Here is an 18,179-nt window from a genome sequence, read left to right as displayed (position 1 = left end):
CGCTCGCGTGCAGCCCGCGTATGGGAGAGCCGACAGCATAACAAAGGCACTCGCCGGCACGAAACCTGGCCATTCGGACGATGGTCCGGGCATCGGCAAATCAGTTAGACTCGACGGCAGTTCGGGCTCGAATGAAGCCCGTGAGGCCCGTCATCATCTGCTTCAATCAACATTCGGACACATCAGGCAGTCGATGCGCTATTCAGTCGAAATCAAAAAGTTTCTGTATAGCCAGTACTTCTACGGCGGCTTGCGCATTGCGGTCGGCATTTCGCTGCCGGCCATCCTTTGCCTGATCGTCTTTCATAACCGGGAACTCGGCTTCACGATCGCGACAGGCGCGCTCGGTGCATGTGTCGTCGATATGCCGGGTCCGCTCAAGTACAAGCACAACGAGATGCTCGCGTGCAGCGTGATCGGCTTTCTGGCCGCGCTGGCCACGGGGCTCGCCACCGTCAGTTCGATCGCGCTGTGGTGCACCGTCGTGCCGCTCACGTTCGTGCTGTCGCTGATCGTCGTCTACGGCAACCGCTGGCCGCAGATCAGCTTCGCGACGCTCTTCATGATGATCATGACGCTCGAAGAGCATTTCACGCCGTTGCAGGCACTCGTCAACGCGTCGTGGATACTCGTGGGCGGCCTGTGGTTCACGTACTGGTCAACGCTCGTGAGCCACTGGATGATGTACCGGATCGAACAACAGGCGCTCGCCGAAAGCGTGTTCGCGCTCGCCGACTATCTGCTCGCGCGCGCGAACTTCTACGATCTCGACAACGACCTCGACGAGTGCTATCGCAACCTCGTCGCGAAACAGATCGATGCCGTCGCGATGCAGGATGCCGCGCGCGACATCGTGCTGCGCAATCTGCCCAAGCTCAGGAGCGGCCGGCTCGAGCCGCGCCGCGCGACGCTCTTCAACCTGTTCATCCATATCGTCGATCTGCACGAGCAGTTCGTCGGCGCGCATACCGACTACCCGCTCGTGCGCAATACGTTCGGCGGCTCGGACCTGCTGATCTTCTATCGCGATCTGATCCGCAAGGCCGCGTGCGATCTCGAGGACATTGGCCTCGCCGTGCTGCAGAACGAGCCGCCGCGCGCGCGGATCAGCGTGAAGGCGGAACTGCGCGCGATCGAATATGAAATCGAGCTGATGCGCAAGCAGGATCTGCCCGCGAAAAACCCGGAGGCGTATTCGGCGGTCTCCGCTACGTTCCGGCGCATCTGGAGCGCGACGCGTCTGATCGACAAGATGCGCAAGAACCTCGCGAACGAGGAAAGCGCGAAGGAAACCGAGCTGCGCATCGACCAGGCACTCACGCGTTTCGTGTCGAGCCGGCGCGTGCCGTTCGGTTCGATCTTCTCGAATCTCACGATGGCCTCGCCCAGCTTCCGGCATGCGCTGCGCGTGACGATCGCCGTGGCCATCGGCTTCTGGCTCGGGCGGCTTCTGCCGCTCACGAACGCGTACTGGATCGTGATGACGACAGTCATCATCCTTAAACCCGGCTACTCGCTCACCAAGCAGCGCAACGGGCAGCGTATCGTCGGCACGCTGATCGGCTGCGCGGCGAGCATCGCGCTCATCTTTAGCGTAAAGGAGCCGCATATCCTGCTCGTGGTGATGTTCGCGTCGATGGTGATGAGCTACAGCCTGCTGCTCTTCAACTACACGGCGAGCGTCGTGTTCACGTCGTCGTATGTGCTGCTGATGTTCCATCTGCTCGCGCCGGGCAGCCTGCACATCATCGGCGAGCGGGCGATCGATACTGTCGTCGGCTGCGCGATCGCGATCGCGGCAAGCCACCTGTTCCCGTACTGGGAGTACCGGCTGATGGGCAAGCTCGTCAACAACATGATCGCGGCGATGCGCTGCTATCTGGAAGCGAGCTGGTGGTGGAGCGGCAAGCCGGCCGCTTCCGTCGCCGTGCCCTCCGCGCTGACGGAAGCGGCAGCGCTCGCGCCTGCCGTAGCGATGGCGGAAGTCGCGGCAAGCGCTCCGCAAATGAATGAGGCACGCGTGCATGCAGCGCAAGCCGATGCCAGATCGGTGACTGCGACGACTCAATCGTCCATGCCGACGCCTGACGCGGGAGCCAGCGCCGCACCGGCAATCGCGACATCGACGACCGCAGCGAAATCATCGGCGCCGACGCCCGCGGCCGCAGCGGCAGCGAGCGCGCTCGATCGCGACTATCGTTATCGGCTTGCGCGCAAGAACGTGCACGTCGCCTTCGCCAATCTCGGCCAGGCATTCCAGCGGATGATGCTCGAACCGAAGTCCGCTCAGAAGTTCGTGCCGGAACTGAACGATCTGCTTGTGCGCTCACACGTGCTCGCATCGCAGATCACGGCGACGGCGCCGTTGCTGCGCACGTCGTCGCAGCAGATGGGCGGCCCGTCGCATCAGCCGCTGCAACGCGCGCTGACGGTGATCCGCGATAACCTCGCGCAAGCGGAAGAAGGCGACGCGCCGCCCGCCGACCAGGCCGACATCTCAAAGCAGTTGACGCGTGAGCTCGATACGATGGTCGTCGAAGCGGAGCGTGCGCCCGACTATTCCGCCGATGCCGTCCATGAACTGAAACTGCTTGCGCATCAGTGCAAGCAGATGCTGGCGGCGTCGTTTCTGATCCGCAAGGACGCGAGCGTGATCCGGCTGCCGGAGAACTGACGCAATATTTGCGTCGGTTATTGCGTGGCGGGTTGCAACCATGATGCAACCCAGGTCGCAACCCTTTACTGCGATGCGCCCTTGGCCGCACCCACTGCGGACGCCGCCGCCGACAGCGCCGACGTCGACGAACTGAAGTGATTCTCGCGCTCGTACTCGTGCTTTTCGGAGATCGCGTTGTAAAGGATCGTCGCGATCACGAGCAACACGACGACGACGATGAACACGGCGATGCCAAGCGTCGGGTTTTTCTTGCGCGGATCATTCATGAGTCTGGCTCTGCCTGCTGATTGATTCGACGAAGCGGGCATTCTACGACGAAGCACCTTGCGCGCGGCTTGCGGTTCGCCGCGCAGTCCCGCTGTGCCACCGATCGATGCGCAAGTGCAATGCCCGATGAATCAACGCCCGTCAGCGACCACGGCAGCACGCACCGGCAGCGCCGTCGAATACTTGATCTGCTCCATCGCGAAGCTGGAACTCACGTCGTAGAGCGGTACCGCGCGGATCAGCTGTTTGTAGACGCGGTCGTAATCGTCGATATCCGACACGACGACGCGCAGCAGGTAGTCGGTCTCGCCGCTCATCCGATAGACCTCGACCACTTCGGGGATATCCTGCACCGCGCGCGTGAAGGTTTGCGCCCAGGCCTCGGTGTGCTGGTTCGTGCGCACCGCGACGAACACCGTCGTACCGACCCCCAGCTTGCGCGGATCGCACAGCGCAACCTGCGCGCGGATCACCCCCGCTTCCTTGAGTCGTTGCACCCGCTTCCAGCACGGTGTCTGGGACAGATTCACCCGGGCCGCGAGTTCCGCAATCGGCATCGTCGCATCTTCCTGGAGCAGTTCGAGCAGCCGCCGATCAATGATGTCCATTCCCATCTTTGCACCTGGATAGAAAATTATTCTATTTCTCGCCAAAACGAGGGAATTATATGAAAACTCTTTCTCCGCGCAAATCGGTATAAATGTTGGCAGTAGCGTTCTCTAAAAACAACGTCCGCGGAGCCTTTCATGAACCACACAGCCGGCTTGAGCACACTCGACCGTTCGCTGACACAAGCCATGCCCGCATCTTTCTCGCATGCGGCATCGCCCGATTGCGCGATCGCGCGCCTGTGCCACGCCCTCGATGCAGCCTTCGACACGTGCGACGACGCGCAAGATCCGTCGCTGCACGCGAGTTTTGCACGCGGCGTGCGCGCGGCTCTCGCGGAAGCCGCCGCCGATCCAGCGCTGCTCACCGACGCGCAGCGCGAAGGCGCAGCCAATGGTTATCGGCGTCACCTGCTCGCTGCCGATCCGCTCGGCCGCTATGCGATCGCCGCGCTCGTCTGGATGCCCGGTCAGGCGAGTCCGATTCACGCGCATCATACGTGGTGCGGATACGCGGTGATCGACGGCACGTTGACGGAGACCACCTACGAATGGAACCCGGCCAGCGAGTGCGCGACGCCGTTGCGCGACCAGTCGCGCGAGCCGGGCGCAGTATCGTTCACGCGCGCGGGACGCACGGGCATCCATCGGCTCGGCAACAGCAGCGGCACAGCCGCGGTGTCGCTGCATATCTACGGCGTGCCCGGCGAACGGATCGCGAGCCACGTGAACGACATCGTGCGTATCGCCGATAGCGCGCAGGCCTTTCTCGCCTGAAGCCCGCGCGATGCGCGTCTCCGGTCCATACACAGTTGAAAAGAAAGGCGTCACGCGTGACGCCTTTCCATCCTTTCCATCGTAAGCCCCAACTCCCCGCTCACGTCTTCCCGCCGTCGCCCGCCGTCGGAATCTGCGGCGGCACGGACGCCGTTTGCCCCGTCGACGGCGGCGCCGGCCGTGGCTCATGCGACACGTCGCGCGCAGGCGGCATCGCGCTCGTCTGCCTGGTTCTGAACGGCGTCGTCGTGCCCGTCAAGGCTTCGCGCTCGCGAGCTGCATGCCGCACGGCCTCTTCGTTCATCAGCGCCTCGCCTTCGGCATCGTCGCGCGACGAATGAATGCGCATTTGCGGCACGGGAATCTCGATCCCCGCCTCGTCCATCTTGCGCTTGACGCGCAGATTGAACGCGCGCGCGACGCTCCATTGCTGCAGCGGCCGCGTCTTGATCTGCCCTTTGACCACCATCCAGTTCGGATCGAACCGGTCCAGACCCCACACTTCGACGGGCCCGAGCATCTCGCGCCGGTAGCGGAAATCGGCCATCAGGTCCGCGCCGACCGCGCGTATCAGTTGCGTCACCTGATCGACGTCCGCCGAGAACGGCACGCGCACCTCGAACACCGCGTACGCGAAATCGCGCGACAGGTTCTTCACGATCTTGATCTGCGAAAACGGAATCGCGTGAATCGCGCCCTGGCCGTCGCGCAGCCGCACGGTGCGGATCGACAGATACTCGACGGTGCCCGCATGGCCGCCGTCGATGTCGATCCAGTCGCCGACCGAAATCGTGTCCTCGATGATGATGAAAAGGCCCGTGATCAGATCGCTCACCAGCGACTGCGCGCCGAAGCCGATCGCAAGGCCGATCACGCCGGCGCCCGCGAGCAGCGGCGTCACGTTGATGCCGAGATTGGCCGCCGTGACGATGCCCGCGATCGTCAGGATCGTCACGAACAGCACGTTGCGCACGAGCGGCAGCATCGTGCGCGCGCGCATGCTCGGGTTTTTCGACTTGTTGCGCGGACTGCTCGGATTGACGGCTTCCTGAATCGCCGTGTCGATCAGAATCCACACGAGCCACGACACGAACACCGTGATCAGGATCGCCGTCAGCGCGTGCGCGATGCCGCGCGCCGTCACGCTCTCCTCGACGATCTGCGCGAGCGATACGTCCCACAGACGCGACGCGAACTCGAAATACGCGAGCCAGATGAAGAGCGTCAGCAACGTGCCGACGAAGCGCAACAGGCGCGTCAGATACGGCGAGCGCCGACGGCGGCGCGCGTTGCGCGGCCGCGTCACGCGCAGCACGATCGCCGACAGGAAAAACGCCAGCACGAGCAGGAGCGCCGTCACGACGGAGATTTGCAGCACGTTCTCGCCGCTGCCTATGCCGCCGATCGTCGCGATCACCGATGCCGTCGCGAGCACGAGCATCGGCACGTGCCACAGCGACGCGAGCACGTCGAATGCGTCGGTGGCGGCCTTGTGGTCGTGCCGCTGTTCGTACGCACGGTTGCGGATCAGATGTGCGACGGGCCGGCGGAACGCGAGCGCGAAATACGCGGTCAGCGCGGCCGCCGTCATGTTCGATACCGTCGACACCAGCGCCGCGAGATTCGTGCCGAGTTCATGCGCGACGTCGTAGTTGACGGCGGCATCGCCGAGCGCGCTGCAGATACCGATCACGAACAGCAGCCGGCGCGCCTGTTCGATCAGCAGGCGCACGGCCGCGCGCCGGTGGCCCGAGCCGAACAGCGAGAACATGATCAGGCAGATCGCCGAGAACACCGCGCCCGCAACGATTGCATACGCGATCACCATCGCGATCGTGCGGCCCAATGAATCGGGCATCGCGCGCACGAACATCAGCGCGGCGACGAACGCGATGATCCACGGTCCGACCCGACGCAGCGCGAAGATCAGCAGATCGCGCGTGGTCGGATTGGCATCGAGCCGCACCACGATGCCGAAACGCTCATGCACCCTGCGCTGAACGTAGATGAGACCGGCCGCGCACGCGCCCCAGCCGGCCAGCACCGCGAACATGTTCAGCAGCACGCGGCCGAAGTGTTCGCGCCCCTGGCTCGTGACGATCGTGTAGATCTCGTTGGCTGCCGCGTTGAAGCGGCCGGACCAGTAGTTGAGCGGCGAGCGGCCCTGATGCACGTCCGATTCGAACGACGCGATGCCCGCCGCGATGGCGCCGAGCAGCCCGGGGCTCGGCTGTGCGGCCGCAGCGGGCGCGACGTTTTTCGTTGCATCGCGCAGTTTCTTCAGTTGTGCGACGAGTGCGGTGCGCTGGCGGTCGTTGTCGAGCGTGGTGATCACGCTGTCGAGCGATTTCGCCATCTCGGCCTGGCTCGCAGGCGACGGCGCCGACGCGGCATCCGCCGCCGAAGCGCCCGACGCGGGCGCCGACGACGACACCGTCGCACTGTTGATCAGGCTTTGCAGCGCGGGAATCATCGGCGTGCCGCTGGCCGCGCCGGCGGCATGCGCGACACCCGGCATCGCGACACACGCGCCCGCGAGCGCGAGCCATACGCAAACGGCATGCAGAAGCGAGCGCAAGCGAAGGCAATCGCGCGTGAGGCCGGACAGGCGCTCACGCGACACAATGCGGAAAACAAAGCAAAAGACGGCGTCAATCGCCAGAAGCCCGCCGCATAACGGCGCAGCCCGCGATTCACGCCGCGCAAGGCATGACTTCATGGCAATCCGTGACAGAACGGGAGAGACGCCAAGTTTAGCGGGTGTCGTCGAGGGAAACCTCCCCGATGCGTAACCGAATGTTAGTGCACTTGCGCGACGCCGTCAGACGCGCTCCGGCACGCCGCGTGCCGTTCGCGCGCGTGCCGGCCGATGTTTCGAAGCCCTCAGTACCCGACCGTCGCGAGCTGATGAACGAAACGGCCCTGCTCCAGCTCATCGACGAACGCGATCGCGTAGTCTTCCGCCGAGATGCTGCTATTGCCCTGCGCGTCGACAATCAGCGAGCCCGCGCCCGTGCGGAACGTGCCCTTGCGCTCGCCCGGCGCGATCAGCGCGGCGGGCGCGAAGAAGGTCCAGTCAAGATCGCAGCCGCGCAGGATCGGGAGCACGTCGCGGTGCGCGAGCGCGATCGCCTTGTAGGCATCCGGAAAGCCTTCGCTATCGACGAGCTGCTTGCCAGGCGCGACTTCCAGCGAACCCGCGCCGCCCACCACGACGAGACGCCTGATGCCCGCGTCGCGCGTGCCGTCGACCAGCGCGCGCGTCGCCTTGCCGATCAGCGCGACGTCGTCCATCGGCGGCGCATAGGCGCTCGCGACGACATCATGCCCGCGCGCCGCTGCCGCCACGCTCGCCGCATCCGTCACGTCGGCCTGCGCCGCCCGCAGGTTCGCGACGTCCGCCGGCACGCGCGCCGGGTTGCGCGAAAACGCCGTCACCTGATGCCCGCGACGCGCCGCCTCCGCCGCGATGCGCGAGCCGATCATGCCCGTTGCGCCGAACAGCGCGATCTTCAGTGTCTTGCTCATGTCGATATTCCCTTCGGTTAAATGTAACTTTTATGATTACATATTTCGTTAAAAAAATCGGGGCTTGGCCCCTTGTTTGCAGCGTTCGGCTTCGTTCAGCCGTCCGCGGCTTTTCGCTTGCGTTCGCGCGAGCGTTCCGCGCGCACGACGTCGGCCGTCGCGTCCGCCAGCGTGCGCGACGCCAACGACGACTCGAGCGCCTGCTGCGCATCGTCGATGATGCCCGTCAGCACCGTCTGGATGTTGCGGCCGACCATGCATGCGGGGTTCGGCGTCTCGCGATGCAGCGCGAACAGTTGCGCATCGTCGACGGCGTGATAGACGTCGAGCAGCGTAATGTCGCGCGGCTCGCGCGCAAGCAGCGCGCCCCCGCCCGCGCCCAGCTGCGACGTGGTGAGGCCCGCTTCGGCCAGCATCGCGAGCAGCCGCCGGATCAGCACGGGGTTCGTGTTCACGCTCCCCGCGATCATCTCCGACGACAACGGCACGCCCTGCTGCATCGACAGCAGCGCGAGCACATGAACCGCAAAGGCAAATCGGCTACTCGTGTTCACAGTGGTAGATCATCCGATGCGCGTCACACGCACGCACTCACACACCGTCCCGATCGACGATATGCAATCATGATAGTTACATTTACCGGTCCCGGTCAAGCGCGGGCTCATTTGTCCATCTGCTTTTGCGCGTCGCTGCCGCCGTCGGCGGACGACGGCTGCGAGTTCGACGACGTTTCGCTCGACCATTGCTGGAGCTTGCGTCCCGCCGTCTCGAGTCCGGCGCCCGTCGAGCTCATCGCCTTGGCGACGGCTGCGTTCGTCGCGCTGGCTGCGCCTTGAAAATTGGCTTGGGCCTGCGACGCGAGATCGCCCGGATCGAGCTTGATCGACGGGCCGGATGCGGCCGCGTCCAGATTCTGCTGCGCCGTCGCCTTCGCGGCATCGACCTGCTGGCCGACGTAACTCGCCGCCTGATCGAGTTTCTGGCCGGCCTGCTGCCCGATATTGTTGAGGCCCGACGACGTCTGGCCTGCGGACGCATCGTTCTTCTGGCACGCAGTGAGGCCCGCGAGCAGCGTGGCCGCAAACAGCGTCGAACGGACGAGCGGACGGCGTGAGGTGGGTTTGATCGTTGTCATCGTTGCGTATGAGCCGCGTCGAGCGGCCTCGTGATGCGAAAACGCCTCAATGATACGCCGTCGCGTGTCACCGACCCCGTTCGCGACGGGCCATCAGGCGATCGTTCGCGGTGTTGTCAAATGTGCTGGAGTAGACTGGCCGACGTTCGACGTATTCCCTCAACCACTGGAGGCATGCGATGGCAGCAAAGAAGATTCTGTTCCTCACGGGCGACTTCGCCGAGGATTACGAAACGATGGTGCCGTTTCAGGCGCTGCAGGCAGTCGGCCATACCGTCGATGCCGTCTGCCCCGGCAAGCGCGCAGGCGAGCGCGTGAAGACGGCGATCCACGATTTCGAGGGCGACCAGACGTACTCCGAGAAGCCCGGCCACCAGTTCACGCTGAACGCCGCATTCGACGACATCGACGCGTCGCAATACGATGCGCTCGCGATCGCGGGCGGACGCGCGCCGGAATATCTGCGCCTCGACGCGAAAGTGATCGATCTCGTGCGCCACTTCGCGCAAGGCAACAAGCCGATCGCCGCGATCTGCCACGCCGCGCAGTTGCTGGCCGCCGCCGACGTGATTCGCGGCAAGCGCATCTCGGCCTATCCGGCGTGCGCGCCCGAAGTGAAACTGGCGGGCGGAGACTACGCGGACATCCCCATCGACGCGGCCGTCACCGATGCGAATTTCGTCACCGCGCCCGCATGGCCCGCGCATCCGGAATGGCTGCGGCAATTCCTCGTCCTGCTCGGCACACGCATCGAACTTTGATGCGTCTCGATGGCCGGGTTCGCGCCCGGCCTGGTTGTGCGGCGCGCTGCCGCTCACTGTCCAGATTGAGACTTCTCCGATATCCGCTATGCGTAGCGCCCCCTAAAGTCGCAGGTTGACTTTAGAAGGGCTCTACCATGGATCTCACTAACTGGGTGATCATTCTCGCAGTCGCACTGATCTCGCTGACGTTCTTCTGCTCGCGAACGCCGGCTGGCTGGTCAATCGAAAACCGCGCGCGGCGCTTCACGGGCACGCGTCTGCTCGCACAAGCCGTTTTATCGTTCTGGCCCGCGCTGCTCGTCGTCGTACGCGGGCTATTCGCGCTGGGCGCCGGCTCCATCCGTGTCGCACCCTCACTCATTCTGGCGGGCGCGTTGATCCTGATCGCGGCCAGTTGCTACTGGTCGATTCGCGGCAGCAAGCTGCTCAGGCCGCGCCGGCTGTTTTCGGCGACCTGACGCTTGCTCCGTGCGCACCCCGCGCTACCGCGTTTCAGCCCGCAGCGCCTGCGCGGCGCCCGAGAGCACGACGTCTTGCGGCTCGTCGCCTGAGGTCGCCGGGGCGGCGTCCGGCAACGCCACATAGAACGTCGTTCCAACGTCTTCCTTCGACTCCGCCCACACCCGCCCGCCGTGCCGCTCGACCATCCGCCGCACGAGCGCAAGACCAATTCCCTCACCCGCCGCGACGTTGCCGTGCAGCCGCTGAAACGCGTTGAAGAGCCGCGGCATCGCGATGTCGGGAATGCCGCGTCCGTTGTCCTTCACATAGAAGATCCGCAGCGTCTGCACGCCGGGCGGCGCGGCCGTCGTGCCGATCTCGACGACGCCCGCGCGCGCCGGACTCAGATAGTTGATCGCATTGCCGATCAGGTTCGCGAAGACCTGTTCGAGCGCGGTCGGATCGCCCCACACGGGCGGCAGCGTCTGCACGACGATGCGCGCGCTGCGGTCGCGGATCGTCGCCTGCATTGCGTCGATCACGCGTTGCACGATGTCGCGCACGTCGACCTGCTGGCGCCGGTACTCGACGCGGCCGACGCGCGACAGCCGCAGCAGCGCGTCGATGATGTGCGATGCGCGCAGCACCGCCGTCTGGAGGAAATGCAACGCTTCGCCGATGTCATCGTCGATCAGTTGCTCGACGTGTTCGCGCTGTTGCCGCGTCAGTGACGACTGCCGTACGGCCGCGCGCAGATCGTCGCACGCATGGATCAGTTCCTTCGAGAAGCCCTGCAGATTCACTAACGGCGCGCGCAGATCGTGCGACACGCTGTAGATGAAGGTCTCGTTCTCCTGCGTCTGCTGGCGCAGCGTTTCGTTGGTCTGCGCGAGCTCGGCGGCATGGCGCCCCAGATCGGACCGGAAACGCGCCTGCTGGCGCTCCGATTCGAGCAAACGTCGGCTGGTCTCGTGCAGCATCAGGTCGAGCCACGCGATCTCGTCGCTGCCCGGCGTGAGCGGCGCAAGCGGCTCGTTGCTCGCGAGGCGGCTCGCATTGTCCGACAGCAGCGCGAGCCGGCCACGCACGCCGCGCGCGAACATCCAGAATGCGATTGCGACGAACACGAGCGAGCTGACGACAGCCGCAACGATCAGCGACTGCTGCCGCGAGCGCGCCGCCGCGGCCGCCGCCGAGCGCAGCGAATCGAGGCGCCGCTCCTCCGCCTGGAACTCCGCGACCTGCGAACGGAAGCGGTCGAGCACATCGGTCGCGGCGAGGTCGCGAAAGCGTTGCAGCACGTCGCGCCGGCGCCCCGAGCGGATCAGGTCTTGCACACGGTCCGACCATTGCCGGTACGCCTGCACGGACTGGCGTATCTGCACCGCGCGCTCGACCTGCGCCGGGTTATCGGAGACGAGTTCGGCGAGCTGGTCGATGCGCCGGTCGACGTCCATCCACAGCGCGACGGGCGTGGCGATATCGCGTGCGCCGCTGACAACGGCGCCGCGCAGCCGCACCGATTCCAGCAGCACGGGCGCCAGAATGTTCGCCGTCTGACGCAGCACGTCCTGGCTGTGCATGCTCCACCGTTCGGCCTGATCAGCGTCCGACTGCGCCTTCAACAGTCCCGACAGCAGCGCCAGTTCGAATACGGCGGGTATCGCGATCAGCAGCAGCCCTTTGGTGGTGAGTCTCATGCGCGCGCCGGAAAAATCGGAAGCCGGCGGGTCGCGCCGGGGACGGCACATTATGTCGGCGATCGGTTCCGATGACAAAAGGCCGTCCAGCCAGGATAGCTCGCCAGTCTGGTGCAAATGCGGCCGGCATGGGCGCACGCCGGCCACGCCAGATTGCCATTCCTTTTCGCGTAGCTTGTCGGCCGTCGCGGCTGTTATAAAAACGTAGGGATTTATCAAGCAAACAACAAGGATTCGCACATTTTTGGGCTCGCCCGATGCCCCATTTCGGATCAATTGCACACAGACGGTGCTCGCACCGTCCGACTCACCACATAAAGAATCGCGACGAATAGCATTTGCAGAGTCCACGCGTCCCATTCCGGTGCGGCTCCGCACCGGCAGAACGCGTGCGCGCCTCGCTTTGGCCCGCTTCTTGCGTTCGATGCCCGCTTTTTGCGCATCGCAGGATCCCTATCGATGGACAGTCTGAAAACCGGCACCGACACCCTCTTCCTGCTGCTCGGCGCGGCCATGGTGCTCGCCATGCACGCGGGCTTCGCGTTCCTGGAACTGGGCACGGTCCGCAAGAAAAATCAGGTCAATGCGCTCGTGAAGATTCTCGTCGACTTCTCGGTGTCGACCATCGCGTACTTCTTCATCGGCTACACGATCGCCTATGGCGTCCAGTTCTATGGCAGCGCCGAAACGCTCGCCGCGCACAACGGCTACGCGCTCGTGCGCTTCTTCTTCCTGCTGACGTTCGCGGCGGCGATCCCCGCGATCGTCTCGGGCGGCATCGCCGAGCGCTCGAAGTTCAACCCGCAGCTGTTCGCGACCTTCGTGCTGGTCGGATTCATCTATCCGTTCTTCGAGGGGATCGTGTGGAACGACCGCTTCGGCATCCAGTCGTGGCTGACGCACGCGCTGGGCGCGCCGTTCCACGACTTCGCGGGCTCGGTGGTGGTGCACGCGTTCGGCGGCTGGGTTGCGCTGCCTGCCGTGATGCTGCTCGGCGCGCGCCATGGCCGCTACACGCGCGACGGACGCATCGCCGCGCATCCGCCGTCGAACATTCCGTTCCTCGCGCTCGGCGCGTGGGTGCTGGCCGTCGGCTGGTTCGGCTTCAACGTGATGAGCGCGCAGACCATCGACAAGATCAGCGGCCTCGTCGCCGTCAACTCGTTGATGGCGATGGTCGGCGGCACGCTCACCGCATGGCTCGCGGGCCGCAACGACCCGGGCTTCACGTACAACGGCCCGCTCGCGGGGCTGGTCGCCGTATGCGCCGGCTCGGACGTGATGCATCCGCTCGGCGCGCTGGTGACGGGCGCCGTCGCGGGCGTGCTGTTCGTCCACATGTTCACGATCGTCCAGAACCGCTGGCGCATCGACGACGTGCTCGGCGTCTGGCCGCTGCATGGTCTGTGCGGCGCGTGGGGCGGCATCGCGGCGGGCATCTTCGGCCAGCACGCGCTGGGCGGCCTGGGCGGTGTGTCGCTCGTCGCGCAGGTGATCGGCACGCTCGGCGGCGTCGTCTTCGCGACGCTGGGCGGCACGATCGTCTATGGCGCGATCCGGATGAGCGTCGGACTGCGGATCGACCAGGAGAACGAATTCAACGGCGCCGACCTGTCGATCCACAAGATCACATCGACGCCGGAACGCGAGACGGTCGGCTGAACGGCGCGATATCGGCCTGCATGGAAGGACGCGCGGAAGGCGGGACGGCGTGGCCGCAATCGCCGGAAGCACAGCGCGGCTGTGTGCGTTCGCTGACAGTGTCCGCGCTTCCGGTGTAACCTCGCGATGCTGGCGCGCGGCCCGCCCTGTCGAGCCGCTCACCCTTCATACAACACGCGCGCTGGTGTTAGACTTGCGCGCGCCGGAGATGGCATTCTCCCGAACCGCCCTCGTGGCTGATGATGCCTGCTTCGCCCGGATCACTGCGGACGTTGCAGCCTCACGCCCCGCCGCAGCCGGTTTGTCGACGTTCGGCTTTCCAGGCTTCCCATGTATCTGTCCATTCTTGCCGTCGGCATCGGCGGCGCACTCGGTTCGCTGTTGCGCTGGTTTCTCGGTCTGCGTCTCAATGCGCTCTTTCCCGCGCTGCCGCTCGGCACGCTCGCGGCGAATGTGGCCGCCGGCTACATCATCGGCGTCGCGGTCGCCTACTTCGGCCGCAATCCGCAGATCGCGCCCGAATGGCGCCTCTTCATCATCACCGGCCTGATGGGCGGGCTGTCGACGTTCTCGACCTTCTCCGCGGAAGTGGTCCAGCACTTGCAACAAGGACGGCTGAACTGGGCCGCGGGCGAGATCGCGATTCACGTGACGGCTTCCGTGATCGCGACGGTGCTCGGCATCGCGACGGTGGCGGTCGTCGCGCGCTGAGCGGAACACGTCGCCGCTGCTGGCGATGACAGACATCCGCCCTTCACCAAAAGATCACGGACGATCGCTGCCGCGCACGTTTCGCGCGGCTGTATCATCGGCGTCATATGCGGCGGGCAATGTGATGCCGGACACGGGTGACGTCTGCGACATCGGCGCCGCTTTCGAACGCGTACATACCTACACGTCAGCCGGAGACCTCTTGAAGTACAGATATCTATCGCGTCGATCGTGCTACCCGCTGCGGCGCAGCGCGGAGGAACTGTCGTTTGCCTTTTCGGTGCTGCTCACGCAGCCGCTCAGCCGGCCCGAAGCGGCAGTGCGCTTCGAAACGCTGTGGAACGAAGTCAACGATGCGGCGCAGTCGTGCGTCGACAGCGATGCCGCGTTTTCGTATATCGCGCTGCTGCACAGGATGGATCAGCGCTGGCGGTTCCTGCCATCGATGAACTAGCAGGCGAGGTGATCGTGTCCTACGATCAGTCCGGCGACATGCAGACGAACCCGCCAGCGCGGGCGCCCCGCTCCGCCGAAGCGATCGAAAAAGACTTTCTGGATCTGATGATGTCCGGCATTCCCGCGGACATTGCGTGCGACAAGTTCGAGCGCCTGTGTGATGAGACGAACGCCCTGGCCGCGTCATGGATGATGACGGATCAAGGGCATCCGTATATTGCGCTGCTCAAGCGCATGCACTCGGCTTTCGCCGAGCACTATCCGCGCGATGCGGGATGACGGCGGCGCCTGCAGCCGCCGCATGATCACGACTTGGCGGGGCGTCCCGTCTTGACCGCTTCGAGCTCCTGCACGGCCGCGATCAGCCGCTTCGCAGGCGAGACGGCGAGCAGGTTAAGACCCGCGCGCAGCAATTCGCTCTTCTTCACGGAGAGTCCCGCATCGAGGCAGCGCTGCTTGAGTTCGGCGATCTTCGCGTAGTCCGACTTCGGCATCGTGAAGCTGTCGCGGACGACTTTTTCCTTTTCCTTCTTCACGCGCGGCTTCTTCTCCGCAGCGGCGGCGGGCGCCGCTTTCGCCTTCGACGGCTTCGCTGCCTTCGGCGCTTTCGCCGCGGGCTTGGCGGGCTCTGCCGTCTGCGTGGGCTTGGCGGCCTTTGCTGGCTTCGTCGCGCTCGTCGCGCTCGTCGGCTTCGTCGGCTTCGTCGGCTTCGTCGCCTTCGTGGTCTTCGCGGCCTTGCTCTTCGGCGCGGCCTTCGGTGCTTGCGCTTTCGTCGATGCCGCTTCCGGCGCGCTCGCGGCCGCTTGCGCATCCGGCGACGCTTTTTTCGCGTCAGCCGTCCGCGATGCGTTTGAAGATGGCTTCTTCGCTTCAGCGGACGGTTCCTTCGCGCTCTTCGGGAAATGGAAGGCCTTCTTCGTGGGTTCCTTGATTCGTGGCGTGCTCATGTCGATTCCTCGTTAACGGTATAAACAGTATATACGGTTTCAAAGACGCGGCTTCCGCCCTCGCGCACCCGATGCGCAGAAGCAACGGACACTACGATTTACGCAGCAACCGCACGGCTTCGCGCTGACGATGCCTGCGCCGCTCCTTCAGATACGCGAGCGCCGCACTGGCGTCCTGCTCGTCGGCGAAAAGACGCGTGTTGTCGCGCAACAGCGCGACGCTTGCGTTCACGTCGTTGAGTTCGCCAAAGCACTGCTGCAGTTTCTTCAGGTGCGCGAGCGTGTGCCCGTGCGCGTCGCCGTCGAGCATCGGCCCGAAAAACTCGAGCAGATAGCGGACCTTCTTCCCCGCCTTGCGCACATCATGCAGCGCTTCGTAATCGAAGCGCTTCGCATGCGATGCGCCGCGCAGCGTCTTGCGCAGCGAGCGTTCGGCGGCGCGCACGCGCTTCGCGGCGAACTTCTGCAGCGCATGTCGTTCCGGCGCGGCGTTCAGTTCCTTCGACGTGCCCGCAAGCGCGCTATGCAGCACGTTTCGGATATCCGCGTTGATGAGCGTCTCACGGCTCGCCGACAGCGCCTGCTCGCGGGCTTCGCGCAGGCATGGCGGCACATCGCGGGGGCTGTCTTCGTCGACGGCGAGCAGTTCGAGGAGGATGTCCCAGTCGCGCGTTCTGCCCGCGGCGTCGGCCAGATCGCGATACAGCGCGCGCGGTCGTGCGTTCTCTTCCTTGTCGAGCAGCGGCCGGTACGCCCACCACAGCGAACGCAGGCGCCGCAGCGCGACACGCAGCTGATGCAGGGATTCGGGAGAAGCGTCGGCATGAATGGCGGCAACGCGCGCGAGCGCTTCGTCGACGAGGGGCGTCGCCAGCGCGGAGAACGTCGACTCGGCATGCGGCTCTTCGCCCGGCGCCGCGACGTCGTGAGCGCGATCGTCGTGTTTCATGTGGCCTCGTATCGGGAGCGACAACAAGATGACTTGTGATGCATCGACCGATGCAAACGACATCTTACGCTTTCCATATCGCTTCAAAAGCAAAGTGCTACCGGGAGCCGCAACCTAGCGCGACGTGACAGATCGCGCTTCATGAGCCATCGACAGGTTGCGTCACCAGACTGTGCAGAGCGTGCCGTCGCTCGCCGCAGGCCACTGCCTGAAGCGTTGCATACGCAGTCGGCCAGGCAACGTGCGCGTCTCTGTCTGCTTGACACTGGCGCCTGAAGTTTTTGCAGCCGCGCATTCGACCCGCACAGATGTACTCGCCGGGAGCGGGTTCGAGTCCGGTCCTGCCGCGTTCGTGACGATGCACGCGCGCGTGCATTCGCCTTCTCGTGAAAAGCTCGCGGGCACGGCGGATGCACATTGCATCCCGTGGACTTTTCCAGGGAGGAAATCATGACCACGCCAAACCCGAAAACGAACCCGGCGCAAGCCGGCGCAGGCATCGTCGGCGGTGGAGTCGGCGAAGGTCCGGGGCCTGAGGTGATGGCCGCGGCCACGCTGGATGGCAACAAGGTCGTCTCGTCGGATGGCGAACACGTCGGCAAGATTTCGGACATCATGCTCGACGTGCGCAGCGGACGCGTCGCGTACGCGGTGCTGTCGGAAGGCGGTTTCCTCGGCATGGGCAGCAATCTGCACGCAATCCCGTGGAGCGCGCTGACGCTCGATACGGACGAAAAAGTCTTCCGCGTCGACATCACCGCGCAGCGGATCAAGGACGAACCGGGCTTCGACAAGGACCACTGGCCGTCGATGGCCGATGAGACCTGGGGCACGCAGATGCACAAGTACTACAACCGCGATCCGTACTGGACCACGACCTCGGTCGATCCGGCAGCGGTGCGCGACCGCGGGCTCTGACAGGCACCCTCACGTCGCGCAGCCGGGCGGGCGCCGCGGATTTTCTCTTACTTTGGGGCGCCCGGCCCCGGCGGCAGTCGAGCAGACTGCCGCCACGTCGTTCACGGATGCGCGCCGTGACGGCAAACCGCATCGAACGCAAACGACGAGCAAGGGACAACCGACCGGACGACGGACATATTTGTGAACATCAAAGTTTGCGGGGAAAAACGGCTGCAAGGCAATGTCCAGTCAACGCTCCAGGAAATAACAAAATCTGCTGGAACCCTGTCCTACGAGTCAGAGGACTTGCGGTGAACGGCGCAAAAAAGCGCCCCGTTGCGGAGGAAGGAGACCAAACAGAGATAAGGTCAAGTCTGGTGTACGGGCCGTTGATAGCGGGCGACGTCAAGCGGCGAGTTTCTGCTGACCCGGTTGATCGTCTTGCACCGGCTCGCCGTCCTGGAAGGCAATGCCCTCCAGCAACAGCTGGATCTGTTCGGGGCCGTTGATCCGGCGCCAGGTTTTTTCCGCTTCCTCGATTAGCTTGAATGCCAGACCGAGGAAGGTCGGTCGCGACACGCAGTTGCGCGTACGCGTAGTACGGTGGCGCACCGTCGCGAACGTCGACTCGATCGCGTTTGTTGTGCGCAGGTGCTG

Annotated in this window: 18 protein-coding genes, 1 pseudogene and 1 riboswitch; of the genes and pseudogenes, 9 read left to right on the top strand and 10 right to left on the bottom strand. The window is 64.7% G+C overall.

Annotated features, from left to right (window positions below; translation table 11 throughout):
- Window positions 1-193: 193 nt before the first annotated feature.
- Window positions 194-2,674, top strand: a complete 2,481-nt coding sequence (locus GCT13_RS23525; RefSeq protein WP_152762136.1) for an FUSC family protein — start codon at window positions 194-196, stop codon at window positions 2,672-2,674.
- A 65-nt stretch (window positions 2,675-2,739) separates the two neighbouring features.
- On the opposite strand, the gene GCT13_RS23520 is transcribed toward GCT13_RS23525, so the two are convergent.
- Together GCT13_RS23520 and GCT13_RS23515 are read right to left on the bottom strand one after the other, a co-directional pair.
- Entirely contained in the window at window positions 2,740-2,943 is a 204-nt protein-coding gene (locus GCT13_RS23520; RefSeq protein WP_152762134.1) for a hypothetical protein, read from the bottom strand.
- A gap of 132 nt (window positions 2,944-3,075) precedes the next feature.
- Window positions 3,076-3,558, bottom strand: coding sequence for an Lrp/AsnC family transcriptional regulator (locus GCT13_RS23515; protein WP_087732714.1), 483 nt, complete (start codon window positions 3,556-3,558; stop codon window positions 3,076-3,078).
- Window positions 3,559-3,741: 183 nt separating this feature from the next.
- On the opposite strand from GCT13_RS23515, the gene GCT13_RS23510 reads away from it, so the two are divergent.
- Window positions 3,742-4,329, top strand: a complete 588-nt coding sequence (locus GCT13_RS23510) for a cysteine dioxygenase family protein (RefSeq protein ID WP_227746978.1) — start codon at window positions 3,742-3,744, stop codon at window positions 4,327-4,329.
- Between the two features lie 100 nt (window positions 4,330-4,429).
- On the opposite strand, the gene GCT13_RS23505 is transcribed toward GCT13_RS23510, so the two are convergent.
- The 4 genes from GCT13_RS23505 to GCT13_RS23490 form a co-directional block, all read right to left on the bottom strand.
- Entirely contained in the window at window positions 4,430-7,048 is a 2,619-nt protein-coding gene (locus GCT13_RS23505; RefSeq protein ID WP_152762130.1) for a mechanosensitive ion channel family protein, read from the bottom strand.
- A gap of 164 nt (window positions 7,049-7,212) precedes the next feature.
- Entirely contained in the window at window positions 7,213-7,857 is a 645-nt protein-coding gene (locus GCT13_RS23500) for an NAD(P)-dependent oxidoreductase (protein WP_152762128.1), read from the bottom strand.
- Between the two features lie 95 nt (window positions 7,858-7,952).
- Window positions 7,953-8,411 (bottom strand): Rrf2 family transcriptional regulator, encoded by a 459-nt coding sequence (locus tag GCT13_RS23495; RefSeq protein ID WP_321574569.1) that lies wholly within the window; start codon window positions 8,409-8,411, stop codon window positions 7,953-7,955.
- 107 nt (window positions 8,412-8,518) lie between these two features.
- Complete coding sequence (locus GCT13_RS23490) at window positions 8,519-8,992, bottom strand: hypothetical protein (protein ID WP_227746974.1); 474 nt, start codon at window positions 8,990-8,992, stop codon at window positions 8,519-8,521.
- A gap of 179 nt (window positions 8,993-9,171) precedes the next feature.
- Here GCT13_RS23490 and GCT13_RS23485 point away from each other — a divergent pair, with 179 nt between their 5' ends.
- Both GCT13_RS23485 and GCT13_RS23480 read left to right on the top strand, forming a co-directional pair.
- The gene (locus GCT13_RS23485) at window positions 9,172-9,753 is read left to right on the top strand and encodes a DJ-1/PfpI family protein (protein ID WP_152762126.1); all 582 of its coding nucleotides are present in this window, start codon (window positions 9,172-9,174) and stop codon (window positions 9,751-9,753) included.
- Window positions 9,754-9,890: 137 nt separating this feature from the next.
- Complete coding sequence (locus tag GCT13_RS23480) at window positions 9,891-10,214, top strand: hypothetical protein (RefSeq protein WP_152762124.1); 324 nt, start codon at window positions 9,891-9,893, stop codon at window positions 10,212-10,214.
- 24 nt (window positions 10,215-10,238) lie between these two features.
- On the opposite strand, the gene GCT13_RS23475 is transcribed toward GCT13_RS23480, so the two are convergent.
- On the bottom strand, window positions 10,239-11,897 hold the full coding sequence (locus GCT13_RS23475; RefSeq protein ID WP_152762122.1) for a sensor histidine kinase: 1,659 nt from the start codon (window positions 11,895-11,897) through the stop codon (window positions 10,239-10,241).
- Between the two features lie 459 nt (window positions 11,898-12,356).
- Between GCT13_RS23475 and GCT13_RS23470 the strand changes: the two genes are divergently transcribed.
- The 4 genes from GCT13_RS23470 to GCT13_RS23455 all read left to right on the top strand — a co-directional run bounded on the left by GCT13_RS23470 (window position 12,357) and on the right by GCT13_RS23455 (window position 15,005).
- Window positions 12,357-13,559, top strand: a complete 1,203-nt coding sequence (locus tag GCT13_RS23470; protein WP_152762120.1) for an ammonium transporter — start codon at window positions 12,357-12,359, stop codon at window positions 13,557-13,559.
- Between the two features lie 195 nt (window positions 13,560-13,754).
- A riboswitch (Fluoride riboswitch) is annotated at window positions 13,755-13,815 on the top strand.
- Between the two features lie 74 nt (window positions 13,816-13,889).
- A complete protein-coding gene (crcB, locus tag GCT13_RS23465; RefSeq protein WP_152762117.1) occupies window positions 13,890-14,270 on the top strand; it encodes a fluoride efflux transporter CrcB in 381 nt (126 codons plus the stop codon).
- Between the two features lie 202 nt (window positions 14,271-14,472).
- Entirely contained in the window at window positions 14,473-14,724 is a 252-nt protein-coding gene (locus tag GCT13_RS23460; protein WP_152762115.1) for a hypothetical protein, read from the top strand.
- 14 nt (window positions 14,725-14,738) lie between these two features.
- Window positions 14,739-15,005: a hypothetical protein gene (locus GCT13_RS23455; RefSeq protein ID WP_321574568.1), complete on the top strand. Its 267-nt coding sequence runs from the start codon at window positions 14,739-14,741 to the stop codon at window positions 15,003-15,005.
- A gap of 26 nt (window positions 15,006-15,031) precedes the next feature.
- Here the strand turns inward: GCT13_RS23455 and GCT13_RS23450 are convergent, their stop codons facing one another.
- Window positions 15,032-15,673, bottom strand: a complete 642-nt coding sequence (locus GCT13_RS23450) for a hypothetical protein (RefSeq protein ID WP_152762113.1) — start codon at window positions 15,671-15,673, stop codon at window positions 15,032-15,034.
- 91 nt (window positions 15,674-15,764) lie between these two features.
- Window positions 15,765-16,622, bottom strand: a complete 858-nt coding sequence (locus GCT13_RS23445; protein WP_152762111.1) for a CHAD domain-containing protein — start codon at window positions 16,620-16,622, stop codon at window positions 15,765-15,767.
- Between the two features lie 450 nt (window positions 16,623-17,072).
- On the opposite strand from GCT13_RS23445, the gene GCT13_RS23440 reads away from it, so the two are divergent.
- Entirely contained in the window at window positions 17,073-17,540 is a 468-nt protein-coding gene (locus GCT13_RS23440) for a PRC-barrel domain-containing protein (protein ID WP_152762109.1), read from the top strand.
- A gap of 387 nt (window positions 17,541-17,927) precedes the next feature.
- Here GCT13_RS23440 and GCT13_RS23435 read toward each other — a convergent pair.
- Window positions 17,928-18,179 (bottom strand): annotated as a pseudogene (locus GCT13_RS23435) (IS256 family transposase); the annotation flags it as partial.

The organism is Paraburkholderia franconis, from assembly GCF_009362735.1.
GTDB lineage: Bacteria > Pseudomonadota > Gammaproteobacteria > Burkholderiales > Burkholderiaceae > Paraburkholderia > Paraburkholderia franconis.
This window is presented reverse-complemented; position numbering and strand designations above follow the sequence as displayed.